This window comes from Methanosaeta sp. UBA356 (assembly GCF_002496465.1).
Classification (GTDB): Archaea; Halobacteriota; Methanosarcinia; order Methanotrichales; family Methanotrichaceae; genus Methanothrix; species Methanothrix soehngenii.
On the sequence record NZ_DAKC01000136.1, the window covers coordinates 1799 to 5638 of the forward strand.

General features: G+C 55.8%; 7 protein-coding genes. All 7 read right to left on the reverse strand.

All coding sequences use genetic code 11. The annotated features are described in order from the left end of the window. The coding region (locus BP727_RS13185) for a hypothetical protein (RefSeq protein ID WP_286859292.1) at positions 1-242 on the reverse strand (242 nt) is incomplete at its 3' end. Between the two features lie 27 nt (positions 243-269). After that, complete coding sequence (locus BP727_RS13190) at positions 270-1229, reverse strand: methanogenesis marker 12 protein (RefSeq protein ID WP_286859295.1); 960 nt, start codon at positions 1227-1229, stop codon at positions 270-272. Further along, a complete protein-coding gene (gene cofD / locus BP727_RS13195; RefSeq protein WP_286859297.1) occupies positions 1220-2113 on the reverse strand; it encodes a 2-phospho-L-lactate transferase in 894 nt (297 codons plus the stop codon). The genes BP727_RS13190 and cofD overlap by 10 nt, the downstream gene beginning before the upstream one ends. Before the next feature lies 1 nt (position 2114). Next, complete coding sequence (locus BP727_RS13200; protein WP_286859299.1) at positions 2115-2684, reverse strand: ZPR1 zinc finger domain-containing protein; 570 nt, start codon at positions 2682-2684, stop codon at positions 2115-2117. After that, positions 2681-3046: a cell division protein SepF gene (locus BP727_RS13205; RefSeq protein ID WP_013718852.1), complete on the reverse strand. Its 366-nt coding sequence runs from the start codon at positions 3044-3046 to the stop codon at positions 2681-2683. Before BP727_RS13205 ends, BP727_RS13200 begins: the two co-directional genes overlap by 4 nt. Positions 3047-3098: 52 nt before the next feature. After that, positions 3099-3278, reverse strand: a complete 180-nt coding sequence (locus tag BP727_RS13210) for a hypothetical protein (protein WP_013718851.1) — start codon at positions 3276-3278, stop codon at positions 3099-3101. A 5-nt stretch (positions 3279-3283) separates the two neighbouring features. After that, positions 3284-3840: 7,8-didemethyl-8-hydroxy-5-deazariboflavin synthase subunit CofG (cofG, locus tag BP727_RS13215; RefSeq protein WP_286859303.1), on the reverse strand; the 557-nt coding region annotated here is incomplete at its 5' end.

The following is a 3840-nucleotide window of genomic DNA, read 5'->3' on the forward strand; positions in this document are numbered from 1 at the left end:
CTCATCTTGCACTTCTTGCCGTAATGAGGGCATCTGGTGTTGGTGCAGACATCACGCGATGCCTCGGTGAGATTGAGCAGAAGGATATCAAGGCGGTCGATCAACTCTGACCCCAATCCAGCAGCTTCTGCTCTGGCCATGGCAACCTCGACCTCCTCTTTTAGAACTTTAGCCTTCTCGCCCTTGATGTATGAAGCACGCTCCTCTAGATCCCGTATCTCTTTCTCGGTAATCGTCTCCATAAATTAGAGCTCTGTCCGCCGGACGGATCAACCTTCCTTTCCTGCCCTGACCCTCTCATCGACGGCAATCCCCAGGATATTCTCCTTTCCGGCGAATACATCCTCTGCTATCCTGGCGCAGCCCTGAGCAGCCGCCGATCTCTCCAGGGGGACGACCCTTCTATCCAGAAGGGCGGATACCCGGGGCTCGATCTCTCTTGCCGGGCTTCCGGCCAGGAAGAGCTGGGGACACTCAAGACCCCGGTCGCGGCAGAGGACCAGAAGGGCAGCCATCTCCATGGCAGCGAAGAGGGCGAGGGTCTCCATGGCCAGATGGCGCTCCTCCGGGGAGCATTGATCAAGCCCCATCCTTTTCATCTTGGAGAGGATCCCCCCCCAGTTGAAGGCCTGGTTTGCGGTCAGCTTTCCGGAGTCGACATCTCTTATTGCTTGAACGTCCAGGGGACCCTGCAGGAGGCCGGGTGCGAAGATAGGTGCATCTATGGCTGCCACGATCTCGCCCCTCAGCACGGCGAAGCTGACGGTATTGGAGCTGGCGTCGCATACGATGAAGCTGGAGCTACCCTGCCGGAAAACTCCATAGGCGAGGCCCACTTTCTCCGGGCTCATGCCGTGGCTGAAGACCTTCATCCTGGGATCGACATTGCTTGCGCGATGAATTCCGGGCAGGAGTATGGCCGGCCAGCCTGAGGCCCTGATGGCCTCGAAGACCTGGGTACCCCCTCCCTGATGCAAGCCCGCACCATCCTGACTTATCAGCCCACGGTTAGCTGCGTCCTCGAGCCGGACGATCCTGGTCAGGCCGTCGCCCATGGAGTAGGAGAGGGCAACCAGGTCCACCCTTTCCGGCCCCAGGTTCTCTTCAATCCGGGATAATATCTGCTCGTAAGAAAGATCAGCGGCCGAGCTGCGCGAGAGCTCATAGATTGAGCCCTTTTCACTGGCAAACCTGATAGCTGTGGTGCCGTGGTCTACGCCTAAGAACATCCGATCAAATCCAGCAAGCCTTTCGCCATTGCCAGACTCTCATTTTTTGACCTCATAAGGGTTTTCATGCGCACGCAGTCCCCAGTGTAGTCGCTCTTTCCGTCGACCACAAAGATGTCTACCTTGCCTAAAAGTGCTGCCACTCCTTCATCGCTGGCCGGAACTCCCCGGGCTTCCATGAGCTTTGCTGCCGGGCCGCTAACGGGCTTATTTCCTACAAACGGGCTTATGGCCACTACCTTCTTTTTCTTCAGGCGATCTCGCACCCCAGCAAGGGCGAGGATTGGACCGATGCTGGTGACCGGATTGCTTGGACCGATGATGACGGTCTCCTCCCTCTCCAAGAGATCCAGGAATCCCTGGCAGGGGAGGGCCTCCTCCAATCCGGTGAATGTCACGGATTCGACCCTCGGCCTTCCCTTGAGGCTCGCCCAAAAGTCCTGAAAGTGCATCATCCCCTCCGGAGTGCCGATAACCGTGGATACGATGTCATCGGTCATGGGGACCACCCTCTGCATGACCCCGAGGGCATTGGCTATGGCTTCTGTGGTCAGGCTGAGCTTGACTCCCCGGCGGAGGAGATTGGAGCGAAATATGTGCACTGCCCGGTCCTTGTCCCCAATGGTCAGCTTCTCGTCCACTCCCATCATGAGGAGGAAGTCGTGGGTTAATGTCCGGTCCCCCTTAATGCCCCACCATCGCTTCTCATCGATCATATCCGCCAGGGTATAGAGGACGGAATCAATATCTGGCGATATATAGTTTCCAGAAATCCAGAGGTCTTCGGAGGTGTTCACCGCAACAGAGAGCTCTTGGGGCAGAACGAGCTCCTTTAAGCCTCTCAGGAGCTTAGGGGTTCCTGTGCCTCCGCTTAGGACCAGCATATCAGACTTCCAAAAGCATGATGCCTGTCTGGAGGCGGGCCATGTCCTCATCCGTCAGGGGCGATACTTTCACCTTTTCTGAGGCTATGGCGCTATTCCCCAGTGGATCCTCGATGACTAGGGTTATGGGAAACTCTCCTTTGCGAGCTAGGGCGATGCTCTCCAGGATCTCTTCTCCTCTCCGAGCGCCATCCTGGTTATCTGCCGCCCGGGCCTGGGAGGTGGCAAAACAGACTATCTCTTCGATTCGGTCCAGCACCCCTTCCACGTTGGAGACATATGAGTCGGAGGCATACCCCGGCTCTACGTCCACCCCAAGCTCTGGCACTCGAATCGTTCCGCTTGATGAGCGGATGACCCTGGCGTTCAGATCTTCTATTGTCTCCACCACCAGGGTATTTCTCACCGGCTCCTTCTGGGTCAAAAGAATGGTATCGCTATGCCGAAAGCCGCATTCGCAGACCCCGGCGATAAGCATGGCCTCGCCGAAATATGGTATATCTTGCGTCTCCCAAGAGAACTGCATCTGGGCAGAGCATACAGGGCAGTTGGCATTGGTCGTGAGATTCAATCCTTTCCTCCGACCACTTTTTCTCGGTCAATCTTTATGCCCTTTGGAACCAGAACTATCAGGTCGTCGCCGATGCCAGCAATATCTCCGGATACATCCTCGACTGCCTTCTTCAGCTCACCGATCGCTCTGTCCAGGGCGGCTTTATCCCTCTTCAGGCCGGCGATGTCCGCAAGGACTATATTGCCGTTGTAGATCTCCTGCTTAACCTCAGGCAGAACCTCAATCCGTCCCATCTCCGCCACCCGCAGGATGATCTCATTCGAGCCCCTGGGCTCTTCGAACTGGCTTAAATCCACCTCTATGTAATCCTGCTCGCTGGACTTTCCAATGAGCTTGAGCTTTTCCAGAAATCCTGCCATTTAAGAATCCCTCAAAGGAAAATGTGTATTATTATATTTATATTTAACGCAGCTACATATCATCCAGCTTCAATCCCACGATGCCCATGGCCACGATGAAGAGCAGGATTATTATGGCAAAGCTTGATCCTCTCTCCTCTGTGGGGAGGGTCATCTGCGCCCCCAAAATGAGGATGATCATCAAGAGCACCAGACCTGTGCTCAGCCCTATCTCAAGATATTTCTTATTCACAAAACTCACCACCATTCCCTGGAAGATATACTTTTTCGCCGCAGACCGTCCTCGCTGGCCAGGGCAGCAGTCAGCCTTCGGGTCTTTGAGCCATGCCACCCTCTCCTTATGAACCTTGGGTATACGGGCAGCCTTTCCTTCAGCTCATAGGCGAAAAGGCTCCTTTTCAGCTCCTCTTCCCTCGGCCAGGAGCTATTTGGATTTATCTCATCTCGGGTTATGGGACTGATCCCCCCCAGATCGTCCGCTCCTGCCTCTATCAGGGGCAGAGGGTCAGCCAGGTTGGGCGGGACCTGGACCGCTACCTCTCGAGGGAGTAGCTCGCGGGCAAGTCTTACCGTCCGGACCAGATCCTCCCGCTCGGGCCGGGGATGGGTTGACATGGCAGTTCCCGGCTTGGGGTCGAAGGGCTGCACAATGACCTCTTGAATATGGCCATGCTCATCATGAAGTCGGGATATGGCCTGAATGGATTGGATTCTGTCCTGCCAGCTCTCTCCTATGCCCACTAAAATGCCGGTGGTAAAGGGGATATGCAGCCTGCCCGCCCTGGCAATATGCT

Coding starts and splice junctions, on each gene's coding strand:
- BP727_RS13205 (WP_013718852.1), bottom strand. CDS start 3,046: ATGGCAGGATTTCTGGAAAAGCTCAAGCTCATTGGAAAGTCCAGCGAG.
- BP727_RS13190 (WP_286859295.1), bottom strand. CDS start 1,229: ATGTTCTTAGGCGTAGACCACGGCACCACAGCTATCAGGTTTGCCAGT.
- cofD (WP_286859297.1), bottom strand. CDS start 2,113: ATGCTGGTCCTAAGCGGAGGCACAGGAACCCCTAAGCTCCTGAGAGGC.